At 60.9% G+C, this 16267-nt stretch carries 15 protein-coding genes; 8 read left to right on the top strand and 7 right to left on the bottom strand.

All coding sequences use genetic code 11. The features are described from left to right. Nucleotides 1-2: 2 nt before the first annotated feature. Genes pstA through pstS form a run of 3 tightly spaced genes read right to left on the bottom strand, consistent with a single transcriptional unit; the run spans nt 3 to nt 3119 of the window. On the bottom strand, nt 3-1046 hold the full coding sequence (pstA, locus tag CS903_RS04605; protein ID WP_099332386.1) for a phosphate ABC transporter permease PstA: 1044 nt from the start codon (nt 1044-1046) through the stop codon (nt 3-5). Continuing rightward, nucleotides 1043-2005, bottom strand: coding sequence for a phosphate ABC transporter permease subunit PstC (gene pstC / locus CS903_RS04600; protein WP_099332385.1), 963 nt, complete (start codon nt 2003-2005; stop codon nt 1043-1045). Before pstC ends, pstA begins: the two co-directional genes overlap by 4 nt. Further along, nucleotides 1998-3119 (bottom strand): phosphate ABC transporter substrate-binding protein PstS, encoded by a 1122-nt coding sequence (pstS, locus tag CS903_RS04595; RefSeq protein ID WP_099332384.1) that lies wholly within the window; start codon nt 3117-3119, stop codon nt 1998-2000. The genes pstC and pstS overlap by 8 nt, the downstream gene beginning before the upstream one ends. Nucleotides 3120-3260: 141 nt before the next feature. On the opposite strand from pstS, the gene CS903_RS04590 reads away from it, so the two are divergent. Together CS903_RS04590 and CS903_RS04585 are read left to right on the top strand one after the other, a co-directional pair. Then, a complete protein-coding gene (locus CS903_RS04590; protein WP_099332383.1) occupies nt 3261-4406 on the top strand; it encodes a sensor histidine kinase in 1146 nt (381 codons plus the stop codon). Then, nucleotides 4403-5101 (top strand): response regulator, encoded by a 699-nt coding sequence (locus CS903_RS04585; RefSeq protein WP_099332382.1) that lies wholly within the window; start codon nt 4403-4405, stop codon nt 5099-5101. The genes CS903_RS04590 and CS903_RS04585 overlap by 4 nt, the downstream gene beginning before the upstream one ends. On the opposite strand, the gene CS903_RS04580 is transcribed toward CS903_RS04585, so the two are convergent. Then, entirely contained in the window at nt 5098-5745 is a 648-nt protein-coding gene (locus tag CS903_RS04580; RefSeq protein WP_099332381.1) for a hypothetical protein, read from the bottom strand. The two genes, CS903_RS04585 and CS903_RS04580, sit on opposite strands and share 4 nt — an antisense overlap. Before the next feature lie 83 nt (nt 5746-5828). On the opposite strand from CS903_RS04580, the gene CS903_RS04575 reads away from it, so the two are divergent. From CS903_RS04575 to CS903_RS04560, 4 genes are all read left to right on the top strand, one after another. Continuing rightward, complete coding sequence (locus tag CS903_RS04575) at nt 5829-6536, top strand: copper homeostasis protein CutC (RefSeq protein ID WP_099332380.1); 708 nt, start codon at nt 5829-5831, stop codon at nt 6534-6536. A 112-nt stretch (nt 6537-6648) separates the two neighbouring features. Next, on the top strand, nt 6649-7275 hold the full coding sequence (locus CS903_RS04570) for a hypothetical protein (protein ID WP_099332379.1): 627 nt from the start codon (nt 6649-6651) through the stop codon (nt 7273-7275). A 28-nt stretch (nt 7276-7303) separates the two neighbouring features. After that, nucleotides 7304-9757, top strand: a complete 2454-nt coding sequence (locus CS903_RS04565; RefSeq protein WP_242491759.1) for an RNA degradosome polyphosphate kinase — start codon at nt 7304-7306, stop codon at nt 9755-9757. Nucleotides 9758-9785: 28 nt separating this feature from the next. Then, the gene (locus tag CS903_RS04560; protein ID WP_099332378.1) at nt 9786-10814 is read left to right on the top strand and encodes an NUDIX hydrolase; all 1029 of its coding nucleotides are present in this window, start codon (nt 9786-9788) and stop codon (nt 10812-10814) included. A 13-nt stretch (nt 10815-10827) separates the two neighbouring features. On the opposite strand, the gene CS903_RS04555 is transcribed toward CS903_RS04560, so the two are convergent. Genes CS903_RS04555 through CS903_RS04545 form a run of 3 tightly spaced genes read right to left on the bottom strand, consistent with a single transcriptional unit; the run spans nt 10828 to nt 13002 of the window. Continuing rightward, nucleotides 10828-11289 carry a septum formation family protein gene (locus tag CS903_RS04555; protein WP_164996675.1) on the bottom strand — a complete coding sequence of 154 codons (462 nt, stop codon included), beginning with the start codon at nt 11287-11289 and terminating at the stop codon, nt 10828-10830. Between the two features lie 18 nt (nt 11290-11307). Then, nucleotides 11308-12369, bottom strand: a complete 1062-nt coding sequence (locus CS903_RS04550; protein WP_099332376.1) for an inorganic phosphate transporter — start codon at nt 12367-12369, stop codon at nt 11308-11310. Between the two features lie 3 nt (nt 12370-12372). Beyond that, a complete protein-coding gene (locus tag CS903_RS04545; protein WP_099332375.1) occupies nt 12373-13002 on the bottom strand; it encodes a DUF47 domain-containing protein in 630 nt (209 codons plus the stop codon). A 249-nt stretch (nt 13003-13251) separates the two neighbouring features. Here CS903_RS04545 and CS903_RS04540 point away from each other — a divergent pair, with 249 nt between their 5' ends. Both CS903_RS04540 and CS903_RS04535 read left to right on the top strand, forming a co-directional pair. Next, nucleotides 13252-15090: a phosphoenolpyruvate carboxykinase (GTP) gene (locus tag CS903_RS04540; protein ID WP_099332374.1), complete on the top strand. Its 1839-nt coding sequence runs from the start codon at nt 13252-13254 to the stop codon at nt 15088-15090. Nucleotides 15091-15324: 234 nt separating this feature from the next. After that, nucleotides 15325-16266, top strand: a complete 942-nt coding sequence (locus CS903_RS04535) for an AAA family ATPase (protein ID WP_370737648.1) — start codon at nt 15325-15327, stop codon at nt 16264-16266. The last annotated feature ends 1 nt before the right edge of the window (nt 16267 follow it).

Here is a 16267-nt window from a genome sequence, read left to right as displayed (position 1 = left end):
GCTCAGCGGCTTCCTTTCGGCCTGAAACGGGAAGCAATCAGGCGTGCAACCAGATTCAGGGCCATAACAATGAGGATCAGGGTGAGGGCGCCGGTCCAGGCGCGGTCGACGTAGGCGGCGGCATCCACGCCCTGCGACATGTAGGAGTTGTAGACGAAGACCGGAAGCGTCATTATCGGCCCGTCGGTCAGGGAGTAGTTCATCGACTGGGTGAAGCCCACGGCGACCAGCAGGGGGGCGGTTTCACCGATGACGCGGGCCACCGCCAGCATCACACCGGTGGCGATGCCGGCCATTGAGGTGGGGAGGACGACCTTGGTGATGGTGCGCCAGCGGGGGACCCCGAGGGCAAGGGAGGCCTCACGCAGTTCGTTCGGAACTAGGCGCAGCATTTCTTCACAGGAGCGAACGACTACGGGGATCATGAGGACGGAGAGCGCAATCGCCCCGGCCACCCCATTTTGCGAACCCGGCCCGAACACCAGCAGGAAGAGGGCATAGGCGAAGAGGCCGGCCACAATCGAGGGAATGCCGGTCATGACATCCACGAAGAAGGTTACGGCCCGCGCCAGTCGGCCCCTCCCGTACTCAACCAGATAGATTGCAGTCATCAGGCCAATGGGAACCGAAATGAGGGCCGCCAGGCCCGTGATCTCCAGGGTTCCGACCAGCGCGTGCAGGGCGCCTCCGCCGTCCCCGACGATGTTCCTCATCGAGTTGGTGAAGAAGGTGGTATCGAAGCGTTCGGCGCCGCGCGACACGACCGTAAAGACCAGGGATGCCAGCGGAATCATGGCGAGGACGAACGTCCCGTAGACGGCGATGGTCGCCAGACGGTTCTTTCGTCGGCGCGCGCGAAGGTCGCGGTCGGCCCTGTCGGTCTTGAAGGGGGAGGGCGCTGGGGGGAGGGGCACGCTGCGGTGAGAGTCGTGTGCCAGCTCGGGCAGCGCAATGATCTCCGCGAGGATGGCGGGGCCCGCCGCCGCCAGTTCCGAGGGACGGTCGGTCTTCGAGGTCCCCCTGGGGGTACGAATGTCTTCACTCATGCGTTTGCTCCTGAGAACTGGGCCCGACGCAAAATGGCCCAGCGGGCCCCGATGTTGATGACCAACGTGATCGCAAAGAGCACCAAACCGGTGGCGATCAGGGTGTTGATCTGCAGGCCAAAAGCCTCCGGAAAGTTGAGGGCGATGTTGGCCGCAATGGTGTTCGGGTTCTGGGTGGTGATGAGGGCGAATGAGATGACCGCCGCGGGGGAGAGAACCATGGCGACGGCCATGGTTTCACCGAGAGCGCGGCCGAGGCCCAGCATCATGGCGGAGATGATTCCGCTGCGGGCGCCGGGAAGAACTGCCAGGCGGATCATCTCCCAGCGGGTGGCTCCCAGAGCCAATGCGGCCTCCTCCTGGAGGGGTGGAGTTTGCAGGAACAACTCGCGGCACACCGCCGTCATAATCGGAAGGATCATCACGGCGAGGACGATGGCGATGGTGAGCACGGTTCGTCCAGTTCCGGAGACGGGGCCCTCAAAGAAGGCAGTCCATCCGAAGTACCTGTTGAGCCAGACGTAGATCGGCTGCATCAGAGGTGCCAGCACCAGGATGCCCCAGAGGCCGAAAACCACGGAGGGTACCGCAGCCAGCAGGTCCACCAGGTAGCCGAGGGGAGTCGCCAGCTTGCGCGGCGCATAGTGGGAGATGAACAGTGCGACACCGATGGCCACCGGGGTGGCCAGGATGAGGGCGAGCAGAGCCACCCAGAGAGTCCCGAAGGCGAACGGGGCTACGTACTGCCAGATGCTCTGGGGCTGCGCGCCTCCGACCTCATCCCCCGCGATAAATGCCGGCCAGGCCTCGGCAAGCAGGAAGACGGTGACGAACCCGAGGATCGCCAGAATGAGGGCGCCCGCCCCCACCGCGAGTCCCTTGAACGCCCTGTCAGCAAAGACATGGGAGGCATGGGAACCCGGGTTGGGGCGGTCGACCTTGGCATTTTCGTTAGCCAATACTGTCAATGGACTCAACTACCTTGGTGGTGGTGGCTTCCGAGAGTGGGGCTGAACCGGCACCTGCCGCAGCGGCCTGCTGTCCCTCGGGGCTGACGATGTAGCCCGCGTAGGCCTTGATGAACTCGGCTGTGGCGGGGTCCTCGTACTGCTGGCACACCAGCAGGTAAGAGATAAGGACCAGTGGGTATGAACCCGACTCGGTGGTGGTGCGGTCGAGGTCGATGGCGATGTCGTGGGTCGAGCGACCCTCAACGACCGGGGAAACCTCAACCACCTTTGCGGCACCTGCGGCTGAGTAGGGAACGAACTCATTGCCAACCCTGAGGGCAACGGTCGCCAGGTCGGCGACCTTGGAGGCATCGGCGTAGCCGATGGTGCCGGTTCCAGCGGAGATCGCCTGAACTACCCCCGAGGTCCCCTGTGCTCCTTCGGCTCCTGCAAAGGAGTAGGGGAACTTGTCCTCAGGCTCGGCATCCCAGATGGTGTCCGCGTTATCAGACAGGTAGGCCGCGAAGTTCTTGGTGGTACCCGAGTCATCTGATCGGTAGACAACCGTGATCGGCTGTTCCGGCAGTTCGGTACCGGGGTTCAGGGCAACGATGGCAGCATCGTTCCACGAGGTGATTGAACCCTTGAAAATGGCTGCGATCGTCTCGGCGTCAAGGTTGAGGGCATCGACACCCTCAAGGTTGAAGGCAACTGCGATCGGGGAAATGTAAACAGGCAGGCTGAGAACATCGGTGTCAGCTGCGCAGGGGGTGAAGGTAGAGGTCAGTTCATCTTCGGACAGGTAGGAGTCCGAGCCGGCGAAGGCCACGGCCCCCTCGATGAACTGCTTGCGACCGGCACCGGAACCAACCGGGTTGTAGTTGATGGTGACATCCGGGTTGGCGGTTTGGAAGGCGGCCACCCAGGAGGCCTGTGCGGCTTCCTGTGAAGAGGCGCCTGCGCCACTGTAGATCCCCGAGATGGCAGAGGAGACGGCGCCAGACTCAGCACCTTCTGTCGAAGTGTCGGGGGTGGCCTGCTCATTGGCAGCGCAACCAGCCAGGGCCAGGGGAAGGGCTGCGACCAGGGCCGCGGCGCGAAGCAGATTCTTTCGTTTGCTCATGCTCCAAGTGTTTCGACCCCGTGTGAACCTGGGTTTGAACCAATGTGAACAGAGTGTGAACGAACGGTGAAGATTTGCTGAACTCTGCTTGATGGTGGGCGCAGATAAGGTTCAGAAAAGCTGGCGGCCTAAAATAGACCCATGGATAGACAGCTTATGGCGGTGTTGATCGCCGCCGGGGTCTTCCTTTCCCTGCTCGCTACGGCAGGCCTGGTCATCCTGACTATGCGGCGCCTCGAGAGGGTACCCCCGACACGGGAGAAGCTGGATCCCACCACCGAGGCGCTCTTGGCTACGATTCCGATGCCCGCGGTGGTTTTTGGCGAGTCAATGCGGCGCACCTATGTCAACCCGGCCTACGAGGCAAGCCAGGGCCTAGTTCGCCGGGTGACCAGACAGGAGTGGTTCCAGCGGGCGCTGATGGAAAGCTTCCTCACCGGGGAGGCCACCTCGCGTCCCGCCAGTGTCGAGTACCCCGAAGACATCTATCTGATGCCACTTCCCGGACCGAAGGTGGCGGCCATCATCATCGACCAGATGGAGCGCTACCAGACCGCCGCCCTGCGCGAGGACTTCATCGCGAATGCCAGCCACGAGTTGAACACTCCCGCCGCAGCCATCTCCCTACTCGCAGAAGCGCTGGCCAAGACCGTAAAGCAGGGGAGCCGTTCCGAGGTGTTCGCCCAGTCCCTGGTTGAAGAAGCCGGTCGTCTCACCTCGCTCACCCGTGACATAGTTCTTCTCTCCGAGGTGCAGCACGCTACCCACGGCGTTGATGATGCGGCTCAGCAGCATTCCTTCGAGGTCGATGAGGCCGTTCGTGAGGTGGTTGCCGGTCACGCGGCCCTCGCCGAACAGGTTGGTGTCACCCTGGTTCACACCCCAGCGGGTGAGCTGCTCCGGGCCTGGGACACCAGCCAGCAGTTTGAGGTGGCGCTTGGCAACCTGGTGGAGAACGCGATTCGCTACGCCCCTACCCACACGTCGGTGACAGTTGAGGTTCGGCGGCAGGGGGAGTGTGCAACGGCCTCCGTTACCGATCTGGGAGAGGGTATCCCAACCGCCATGCAGCAGCAGGTCTTTCAGCGTTTCTTCCGGGTTGACCCGGCCCGCAATCGCTCAGCCGGGGGAACCGGACTGGGTCTGTCCATCGCGCGCAACACGGCCCGTCGCATGGGCGGTGACGTTACCGTCATCTCTCAGCCGGGCGCTGGAGCAACCTTCACTTTCTCAATGCCGGCGGTTCCAGTAGCGTCGACTGAGACCGAACAGGGGGAGCACCCATGAGAAAACGCCTACTTCTTGTCGAGGACGAGGCAGCGATTGCGCTGCCACTGTCATTCCTGCTTGAGGAGGAGGGTTTCAAGGTCAAGGTGGTGTCCGACGGACTCTCTGCGTTAAAGGAGTTCTCCCGTAAGGAGCCCGACATCATCCTGCTTGATGTCATGCTGCCGGAAATGTCGGGGATTGAGGTGTGTCAACGGGTGCGACTCACCTCCGATGTTCCCATCATCATGCTCACCGCGCGCGGAGCGGAGATTGATAAGGTCGTCGGCCTAGAGGTCGGCGCCGACGATTACGTCACCAAGCCGTACTCTTCCAGGGAGCTGATTGCTCGAATCCGTTCGGTGATGCGACGGTCACGGCCCGCGGGGGTCGACTTTGAGGACCCGGAGGACGAGGTTCTTGAGGTCGGTTCTGTAGTTCTCGACTCCGGGCGCCACACCGTGACCGCGGGTGGGGTCGAGGTCGAGATGCCACTCAAAGAGTTCCAACTGCTGAGGGAACTGATGAGGAACAGTGGGCGGGTAGTCTCCCGCACCCACCTGCTCAACCAGGTGTGGGGGGCCGACTTCTTCGGTGACCAGCGAACCCTGGATGTCCACGTTAAGAGACTGCGGAAGCGGATCACCCCGGAGGGCTCAGAGACCAAGCTGATCAGCACGGTTCGTGGAGTGGGGTACCGCTTCGAAGAGGCCTAGGCGGCCTCGGCCTGAACCTGGGACTGAATCGAGAGGATCTCTGCGATGACCTTTACGGTGGTCTGGTTGTAGTTCTCCACCTCGTCCCGCAGCGACTCAAGGTTGGACTCACCGCGTTCGACCTCGATCGTGCGATCCCGAACGACATCCAGGTGAATAGCCAGGTCTGCGATGTGGTTCATGAGAACCTGGACATCGGCACTCGAAGCCAAGAACTGGGACCAGCGGGAAAGCGTCACGGCAATCTCATCGCGCTCATGAACCACATTCACGAGGAGATCGTCCAGCACCCCAGGATCCGTTGAGGTCGGGAGAGCCAGGGAGCGTGCGACAACCTGCCCCCTGTGAATATCGCTTTCCTTATCATCGGCGACAGTGTGCAGGATATCGGCCAGGGCCAGCAGGGTGACGGGAGCCCACTTGAGGTGTTCGCGCCGAGCAAGGGCACGTTCTAGAAACAGGGCGGTGAAAAGGAAGGTTACGAAACCAGCTGCGACGCCGGAGAGGATCACCGTTTCCTGCCACACGGAGGAGGTGACATCAATCCAGATGATGACTATCAACAGGACCAGTGTGATGCACGTCAGCACAATGTTGATGACCCGTGCCGTCGAGACTTCTTTACCCTTCAGTGCCAACGCCATGCCTCTTTCTCGAAGTTTTTGCCGACCCTTCCGACCATACGTGAATCTCGGCTAGCGTGGAGGATCGTTGAAGAGAGGCGGTCGTGGTGATCATCGAGGTCTGTGTAGATGACGTCGCCGGGGTAGAGATCGCAGGTAGGAAGGGTGCCGACCGTGTCGAGCTTTGCCGCGAACTGGACGTCGGGGGCTTGACTCCCTCCCTGGAGTCGATTGGAAAGGCGCTTGCGGTCGCGCCAACCCACGGCGTGCGGGTCCTGGTGCGGGAGAACCGGGAGAGCTTCTTTCTGTCCGAGGACGAGGTCGAGGAGCAGGCGAGACTGATTGAGCAAATCAGGAGGACGTTCTCGGGAGCTGAGGTCCCCCTGGGGTTCGTCGTCGGTGGCCTAGAGCGGGGACCCGATGGTGCCGTCATTAACCAGGCTGGCGCACAGCGCTGGCGGGAAGCCGCGGGGGAGCACAGCCTGATTTTCCACCGCGCGTTTGACGAACTTGCCGAACCCACCGCCGCCCTCGGACTACTCTCTAAACTTGGTTACACGGGGATTCTTAGCGCAGGGTCGACAACGGGCTTGGCAAACCCGGCCGCCCTCGGAGCCTATAGGAACGCGCAACCGGACCTGGCTGTGATCGGTTCCGGGGGGCTGCGTGCCCACAACATCGCTCAGGTCATCAGGTCTGCTGGTTTGAGCGAAGTGCATTTCCGTGCTCCGAGGTCTGGCAAAACCGGCACCTCAGAGCAGGTTGTAGAGGAAACTGTTGCCGCAGTACGTTCTCTGACCAGAAGCAATTAGCCCTGCGGTACCGTAGAATTAGGGCCCTAGAGTAAAGAGTCTCAGGCTACGAAGATGTCCCGCGGTTTACCCACCAAGATATCCAGTACCCACGATTTTGAGGAGGAAGCCCATGTCTGAAAGGTCATTCCGTCGTCCCGCGTCACTGGAGCAAGCTGATGCGGAAATGATTGTCGGGGACGAGGATCCGGCAGCTGAGTCCGAGATTGCCCACACCACCGCCTGGGCCCTGCTGGGTGTGACCAGCGGAGACTTTGATGAAAAGGCAGTAGCCCAACTGCAGTCCTCGGTTCGCTCCGAAGGTGTTGATATTATCGCCGCCGCCTGGGCGCGCTCACCCGAGTTCACGCTGCCCGGAGCTCTCTGGCGCGTCTACCTGCTGTGGCAGTGGCACCAGATGAACCCCGAGGTGATCGAGGAGCGCTACCACGAGGGTGTTGAGGCGATGCGAGAGAAGGGTTTGGATGCCGATGTGCAGCCACCTCTCTCCGAGGTGATTCGGGGTATCGAGGGCGTGCTGGCTGGCTACGCCAACGAGGATGATCTGGCTCCCGTCTTTGCTGCCACAGCCCAGGCCATGCGTGTCATGGCCATGGGGGTGCGCTTTGGTCCCAGCTGGATCGAAGAGGACAGTCACCTGCTCGCGCACACCGTGACCCGTCGCCCCCAGGCCCTGCTGGACACCGCACGCGAACTGGATGAGAGCGCTCGGCAGGCCGCGGCGGGCACACTGGACTAACCAGGGTCTTCGGCCAGGACACTGACAAATGCCGCAAACCGGTGGTTTTGAAAAGGACAACATGACTACGGATGAGAAACCGACGATTGCCAGTGATCGGGCTGCACTCAGAGCAGCCGGGGACGTGGATGAGTTTGATACGGTTGACTTCGCGGTTGACCGTCCCGAGGTGATCCCCGTGCTTGAGACGGCACGTCCCTCCGAACTGCTGCTTCCCGCGGACTCTGACATGCTGGTCGGCGAAGAGCACGAGGACGATGAGTACGATCTGGGAGAGGGACTGCTCGGTGACGACGACTTCGATGACATCGGAGTTCTCATTCCCAGCGGGGTGCCCGTCGATACTTCGGGACCGCTCGGCCTCGACCATCCTCTTCCTGAGGGGCGCTTCGCGGATCGGGAGCTGTCCTGGCTAGCGTTCAACCAGCGCGTCCTCGAACAGTCGGAAGATGAGTCGGTGCCCCTGCTGGAACGGCTCTGGTTCTCGGGTATCTTCTCCTCCAACCTTGACGAGTTCTTCATGGTGCGCGTGGCGGGTCTCAAGCGCCGCATCAACGCGGGAATTGCCCGGCCCGGCGCATCGGGTCTTCCCCCTCGCGAGGTCCTGGAGCACATCACCTCGGAGACTCGTGAGCTGGTAGAGCGTCAGGCCGCCAACCTGAAGGATGAGTTTGTGCCCGCCCTGGCCGCTGCGGGCATCCACTTCGGGGACTGGGACACCCTTGAGTCGACGACGCGTGACCGGCTCTCCTCCTACTTCCGCCACCGGGTCTTTCCGGTTCTGACGCCGCTTGCGGTCGATCCCAGCCACCCTTTCCCGTACATCTCGGGCCTGTCCCTCAACATTGCGGTGGTCCTTAAGAACCCGGTCTCCGGAAAGCAGCACTTTGCGAGGGTCCGTGTTCCAGAGACACTGCCCAGGCTTATCAACGCGGACGCCGCACTTCGCGAGGGACGCCCTGAACAGTACGTGCGCCGGGATTCTGGGACCACTTTCCTCACCATCGAGGAACTCATCATCGCGCACCTCGACCACCTCTTTCCCGGGGTGGAGGTGATTGAGGCTTACACCTTCCGCGTGACCCGAAACGAAGACCTGATTGTCGAAGAGGATGACGCCGAAAACCTGCTCACCGCGATGGAAGAAGAGCTGCGTAGGCGGCGCTTCGGTGATGCTGTGCGACTTGAGGTCGAAGAGGCCATGAGTCCGTTTGTTCTCAACTTCCTCACCGAGAAGCTAGAACTGAGCAATGATGATGTTTTCAAGTTGCCGAGGCCGCTTGACTTCACCCTCTTCAATGAGCTGCACGCCCTCGATTTGCCCCACCTCAAGTACCTGCCGTTCGTGCCGGTCACCCCGGCGGGACTGACCGAGGTTGAGTCCTCGAAGCCACAGGATATCTTCGGCACTGTCTCCAACCACGACGTCCTCCTACACCACCCCTACGATTCGTTCGCCACTTCGGTCCAGCACTTCATCAGTCAGGCTGCGCGGGACCCCCAGGTGCTGGCCATTAAGCAGACCCTCTACCGCACCTCCGGTGACTCACCCATAGTCTCCTCCCTGATTGAGGCCGCTAGGAACAACAAGCAGGTCGTCGCAATCGTCGAGGTCAAGGCACGTTTTGACGAAGAGGCGAACATTGAGTGGGCTCGCAAACTGGAGAAGGCCGGGGTCCATGTCGTCTACGGCATGCTCGGCTTGAAGACCCACTGCAAACTGTCGCTGGTTGTGCGCCAGGAGGGGGAGATTCTTAAGCGGTACTGCCACGTCGGGACCGGCAACTACCACCCGGGGACCGCGCGGGGTTACGAAGATCTCGGGCTGCTTACCGCCGATCCGGAAGTGACCCAGGATCTGACCAGGCTGTTCAACCAGCTCTCCGGATACGCGCCCAAGTCGACCTTCCGCAGGCTGCTGGTGGCCCCGGTGTCGATTCGCAGCGGACTCATCGAGCGAATCGAAGAGCAGACGCGACGGAAGCTAGCCGGTGAGGACGCTTGGATCGGCATCAAAGTCAACTCGATCGTTGACGAGCAGATTACGGATGCCCTCTACCGAGCCAGCCAGGCCGGGGTTCGCGTCGATATTGTCGTGCGTGGCATCTGCGGGGTGAAACCGGGGGTCAAGGGTCTGTCTGAGAACATCCGGGTGCGGTCCATTCTGGGGCGCTTCCTAGAGCACTCCCGAATTTTTGCTTTCGGACCCTCCGGTGAGGAAGAGGTGTGGATCGGTTCCGCCGACCTCATGCACCGCAACCTTGATCGCCGGGTGGAGGCATTGGTGCGAATCGATAACCGCGACCATGCCGACTACCTTGCCGGACTGGTGAGGACGGAGGCGTCTCCCTCTACCTCCGCTTGGAGCCTGAGGAAGAGTGGCCGCTGGAACAGGCGCACCCACGACAAGTACGGAGCCCCGCTGCGAGACATCCAGGTGGAGTTGATGAAAGAGGCATCCTCCCGGGTAGTTGGACGTTAGGACCGCTTTCGGTCGGTAAGGTTGCCGTATGGCAAGTCGTGCGCTCGTGTTCCCCAAAGGTATGGTTCGCTCCGCAGGGGCGGTTGTGTGGAGGGCGGTGCCCGGCGTCGAGATTGTGCCGGGACAGCCTCTAGCGCCAACCGACCTGGAGTTTCTTCTGGTCCACCGCCCTCGTTATCGGGATTGGGGCTGGCCCAAGGGCAAGGCTGAGACAAACGAGACCCTGCCGGCCGCGGCTGTCCGTGAGGTTGAAGAAGAGACCGGCTACGCCGTCACCCTCGGAACACCCCTGACCACCCAGCGCTACCGCCTGGGCTCTGGTCACCTCAAAGAGGTCTACTACTGGACGGGAATGCTGCTTGAGGACAAGCCGGCCCTGGCCTCAAGGAAGCCCGTCAAGAGGGCGCCGAAGAAAGAAATAGACATCGTCCAGTGGGTTTCTCCGGCCCGCGCCCGCCTAATGCTGACGCGCCGGGGCGACCGTCGCCTGCTGACGGAAGTCATCAACCGTGCTGGGCGCGGTGAACTGATCACTTCAACCACGGTCATCCTTCGCCATGCTCGGGCGGTTGACCGGGCCAAGTGGGATGGCAAAGAGGGAATGCGGCCCCTGAGTCGCCTTGGTGGGGCTCAGGCTCTCGACCTCGTTCCCCTCATGTCTGCATTCGGGATCGATGTCGTTCACTCTTCCCCCTGGATGCGCTGCGTTCAGACGGTGGTCCCGTACTCAGCAGTCGGTGGGGCGAAGTTCAAGACGCATGCGTTCCTGACAGAGAAGGCGGTCAACATTGATCCCGGTCCTTCAAGCGCGCTGGTTGAGAAGTTACTAAACAAGCCGAAGGGGGCTCGAGCGGTCAGCATGCACCGTCCTGGATACCAGGCGCTGCTGGCACCGATTCGTGACATCACCCCACGGCGCATGATGGCGCTGATTGAGCAGCCTAAGAAGAACCTTGACCGGGCAGAGATGCTGGTGATTCACGTCTCGCACGCTTCGGCGCCACGGGTTATCGGGGTCGAGCGTCACCAGCCCCTCACCAAGTTTTCGCTGGGATAGCCGGTAGGGAAGCCTAGCGGTGGGAGCCCTCAAAGCTAGAGGATGACTCGCCCTCGCCGTGGATAGCGGCGATGCAGGCGACCAGGGTATCGCCTTCCTCCCAGGCCTGTTCTGAGGGAATCAGGGGGAAGAGGTCGAACACGGAGGTCAGAGGGCTGGTCCCGATGAACTCTTCAAAGGCTTCCTCACAGGGAAGTTCGGCCTCAGCTGAGAGAAGGTCGACGCCAGGGTAGGGTCCGCCGACAGGTTCATAGAGACCGACGACCTGACCCCGGTGAGGATCCTCGCAGTCAACGACATGTATGGAGCGGGACCCAGCGTAGGGATCACGCAGACAGTCACCGGTCTCCAGGGATGTGGAGGGGGCGGAGCACCCGGACACTCCAAGCAGAACCACCAGGCCGGTCACCCCCGCACCCGCAAGGGCGCGAAGGCGGTTTGGCCTGGTGGTTGAGGTCTGCCTGGTCAGCAACACGGTATGAACCAATCTTCTCTAGACCGGAATGACCCAGTGGAAGACGAAGTACATAACGGCGGAGACACCCGCAGCTGCTGGGAGCGTAACAACCCACGCCACCATGATGTTTCCGACCACTGACCAGCGAACCGCGCTGAGGCGCTTGGTCGCACCGACACCGAGGATGGAGGCGGTGATGGTCTGTGTGGTGGAGATGGGGGCGTGCAGCGCGTAGGCAGCTGTGTAGAGGATGCCGGCTGCAACCGACTCGGCGACGAAGCCTCGGGCCGGGTCGAGGTCGATCATCTTCGAACCGAGGGTCTTCATGATGCGGTAGCCACCCGAGTAGGTGCCGAATGCAATGGCGCTTGCAGCTGCGACCTTGACCCAGAGGGGGATTGTCATCTCTCCGGTTGTGAGGTCGTAGATGTTGTGGGTTTCGCCGTAGCCACCCGCAAGAAGCGCCATGACGATGATGCCCATGGTCTTCTGCGCATCCTGCAGGCCGTGGCCGAGGGCCATGGCGGCAGCAGAGGCGGTCTGTGCGTAACGGAAGCGACCCATGGTCTTGTGGTAGGGCTTATTCGCGAACCAGCGCAGAACCAACTTCATCAGGATGAAGGCGAGGACGAAACCAATGATTGGTGAAGTGATCATCGGGATGATCACGGTGTGCAGAATACCTGCCCACTCAACCTGGGTTGCGGAAGCCAAACCTGCTCCGACCAGTCCACCGATGAGGGCGTGGGAAGACGAGGAGGGGAGACCGAACCACCAGGTGATGTAGTTCCAGGTGACAGCGCCGACCAGTGCGGACAGAACGATTATCAGACCCGCCCTCTGCATGGCGGCATCATCAGCCAGAGAAAATGAGTCGATGTCGATGATGCCCTTACCGATGGTCTTTGCGACCTCGGTGCCAAGAAGAGCACCGATCAGGTTCATGACCGCGGACATCGCGAGCGCGGTGCGGGGTTTTAGAGCACGCGTCGAGACGGAAGTTGCGATGGCGTTAGCAGCATCGTGAAAACCGTTGGTGTAGTCAAACAGCAGTGCAATCGCAATGACTACAATAACCAGGATCAGGTTTAGATCCACCTGTCAGGACTCCTTCACCGCGATGCCCTCGACCGCATGTGCGAGCGACTCGAAGGCATCCGTGGCCTTTTCAAGCGTGAGGACAACGTCCTTCAGCTTGATGATGGTGATGGGGTCGAGACCCGAATCGAAGAGGTTGGCAATGGTGCGACGGTAGGCCTGGTCGCCCTGGTTCTCAAGAATGTTGATCTCAAGCCAGTAGGGCTTCAGGTCCACGGGCTTCTTCAGCTTGGGCATGGCCTGAGCCGTCAGCTTCGAGCACTTGCGAAGAACTTCAACCTGCTTGCGCAGGAGATCCTCGAATGGGGCGGGAATGTCGTCAATCTTGTAGAGGACGATCATGTCGCCGGCCTCATCCATCAGGTCGACGCAGTCATCGAGCAGGTGGGCCAGTCGTGCCAGGTCCTCACGGTCAAACGGGGTGATGAAGGACTGGTTGATCTTCGAGATGAAGACATGGTTCAGTTCATCTGCTTCGTGCTCGACGTCGTGAAGACGGTCGCGTACTTCAACACGTTCCGAACCTTTTGAGTTGAAGATGTCTCGCAGTAGAGCCGATGCATCCACTAGCTTTTCGGCCTGCTTAGTAAGAAGGTCAAAAAACGTTGGTCCTCGGTCAGCTTTTATTGCCACAGTGTTCTCCGTTTACTTAGAAAGTTTTGGGCACTAAATCGATAACACGAACAGCCTAACCGGTAGATTTGCAGGCTGTTAACCCGCTATCTCTCACCCCGGCAACAATGTGATCTCAGCAATGTGAGTCAGACCACGCGGGGGACTTAACGACCAGAAAAATCCCCGGTTCTATTGGGATACTTAGGGGGCAGATTGAAGGGGCGACCAGCCCCATGGCAAGCCCTTTTACTAGGAGGCAAGCAACATATGTCCGTCACTGAAATGGATGTCCGGGCCGCAGCCCCGGCCAACGCTCCTGAAGATGTAATCGACTGGGTGACAAAGATCGCCGAGCTTACGAAGCCTGAGCGCGTTGAGTTCTCGGATGGCACCGAGGAAGAGTGGAAGCGACTCACCGACCTGATGGTTGAGAGCGGCATGATGATCCGCCTCAACGAAGAAAAGCGTCCCAACTCATTCCTGGCACGTTCACTTCCCTCCGACGTTGCACGTGTTGAATCTCGCACGTTCATCTGCTCTGAGAAGGAAGAGGATGCGGGTCCCACCAACCACTGGGCAGATCCCAAGGAAATGAAGGAAATCCTTCACGGCAAGTTTGACGGCTGCATGAAGGGCCGCACCATGTACGTGATCCCCTTCTCGATGGGACCCGTGGGTGGTCCGATCAGCCAGCTGGGCATTGAGATCACGGATTCACCGTACGTTGTCACCAACATGCGCATCATGACCCGCATCGGAACCCCCGCAATGGACCTCATTGCAGAGGGTAAGGAATGGGTTCCCGCTGTTCACTCGGTTGGTGCCCCCCTTGAAGAAGGTCAGGAAGATACCACCTGGCCCTGCAACGATGACAAGTACATCACCCACTTCCCAGAGACCAATGAGATCTGGTCCTACGGTTCCGGTTACGGCGGCAACGCCCTGCTGGGCAAGAAGTGCTACGCACTGCGCATCGCCTCGACCATGGCCCGCGACAACGGCTGGATGGCCGAGCACATGCTGATCCTGGGTCTGACCCGCGAATCAGACGGCCGCAAGTTCTTTGTCACCGCAGCCTTCCCGTCGGCATGTGGCAAGACCAACCTCGCCATGCTTGAGCCCAGCATTCCGGGCTACAAGGTTGAGACCGTGGGTGACGACATCGCCTGGATGCGTCCGGGTCCGGATGGTCGCCTCTACGCAATTAACCCTGAGGCCGGCTTCTTCGGAGTTGCCCCGGGCACCTCGTACAAGACGAACCCGATGGCCATGGAGTCGATGAGGGCTAACGCCATCTTCACCAACGTCGCACTGACCGACGATGGCGATGTCTGGTGGGAGGGCATGTCTGATGACACCCCGGCCCACCTGATCGACTGGCACGGCAACGACTGGACCCCCGAGTCGGGCACCCTGTCGTCACACCCGAACAGCCGCTTCACCGCCCCGGCATGGCAGTGCCCGATCATCTCCGAGGACTGGGAGGCCCCCCAGGGTGTCCCGATCGACGCCATCCTCTTTGGTGGACGTCGCGCCACCAATGTTCCGCTGGTTGCCGAGGCCTACAGTCCCGACCACGGCGTTTACATCGGTGCAACCGTCGCCTCTGAGGTAACTGCCGCCGCGACCGACGTCAAGGCCGGTTCGCTGCGTCACGACCCGTTCGCCATGCTGCCCTTCTGTGGCTACAACATGGCCGACTACTGGAGCCACTGGGTTGAGATGGGTGAGAAGCTGGGAGATAAGTTCCCCCAGATCTACCAGGTCAACTGGTTCCGCAAGGATGACGACGGCAAGTTCCTGTGGCCGGGCTATGGCGACAACGCCCGTGTCCTCGACTGGATCGTTCGTCGTTCAGCCGGTGAGGTTGAAGCAGTCGATGGTGTCACCGGTCGCTACCCCAAGTTCGAAGACTTCAACATCGAGGGACTTGAGGGCTTCACCGAGGAAGACTGGAACGCTCTCTACGAGATCGATCCGGAAGCCTGGGAGCTTGAGACCGCTGACTCGGAGACCTACTTCGAGCAGTTCGGTGACAAGGTTCCCGCAGAGGTTCGCGCCGAGCTTGCCAAGCTTCAGGAGCGCATTGCCGCTGCTAAGAACTAGTAGTTCGTAGGACGAAGCCCCGGCTGGCCATTTTGGCTGGTCGGGGCTTCGGCCGTTTGTGGGAGCGCTATCGCTAGACGGGGAGTCTTGGTGTCGGTGGCTCGTGCGAAACTAGGTTGGAAGCAACAGGGTTCAAACCGGTACAGCGGAGGTCGCGTGACTAACGAAGTTGAGGTCGAGGTGGAAACCTCGCGCCACCTGAGTGAGGCTGAGACGAAGAGGGCCCAGGAACTCATCTCCAGGGTTGAAGCCCTCTACGAACTGCGCGTGGTGGGACAGGAAGACCTGCGACGCACCCTGCTGGCCACCCTGATGGCCCGGGGGCACCTCCTCATTGAGTCTGTCCCCGGACTGGCAAAGACGACCGCCGCACAGACCCTGGCCAGCGCCGTGTCCGGAACCTTCCGACGCATTCAGTGCACCCCGGACCTGATGCCCTCCGATATCGTGGGCACGCAGATCTACAACCAGGCCACCGGGGCTTTCGTCACCCAGCTTGGTCCGGTGCACGCCAACTTCGTCCTCCTTGATGAGATCAACCGGTCATCAGCTAAGACCCAGTCCGCGATGCTTGAGGCGATGCAGGAGGGGCAGACGACAATCGGCGGTGAGAACCACAGGCTGCCCAGACCCTTCATGGTTATGGCCACCCAGAACCCGATAGAGGAAGAGGGCACGTACATCCTCCCCGAGGCACAGATGGACCGCTTCCTCATGAAGGTCGTCATTTCCTACCCTTCCGCTTCTGAAGAAGTGCGGGTCCTTGAAATGATTGACAGGGGGGTTTTTGCCGAGGACGTAGTCGGTGAGCCCATCTCTCTGGAAGAGTTAGAGGAGCTGCAGGCATACTCGGCCAGGGTCTTCGTCCACGCCGCTATCAAGAGCTACATCGTCGATATCGTCAACACAACCCGCGGGGGTGGACCCAGCCCCCTGCCTGACCTGGACAGGTACCTGCGCATGGGGGCTTCACCGCGTGGTGGTATCGCCCTGATGAAAGTGGCCCAGGCCATCGCCCTCATGAATGGGCGTAACTACGTGATTCCAGCTGATATCAAAGCTATGCGCCACTCGGTGCTCCGCCATCGGCTGGTGCGGACCTGGGATGCGGTGGCAGATTCGGTTTCAGTCACCGGTTTGATCGACGCTGCTTTCAACGTGGTTCCGGTTCCCTAAG

Origin of the sequence: Actinomyces minihominis (assembly GCF_900187855.1) — a bacterium.
Taxonomy (GTDB): domain Bacteria; phylum Actinomycetota; class Actinomycetes; order Actinomycetales; family Actinomycetaceae; genus Scrofimicrobium; species Scrofimicrobium minihominis.
The sequence above is the reverse complement of the archived record's forward strand: the minus strand, read 5'-3'. Positions and strand labels throughout refer to the sequence as shown.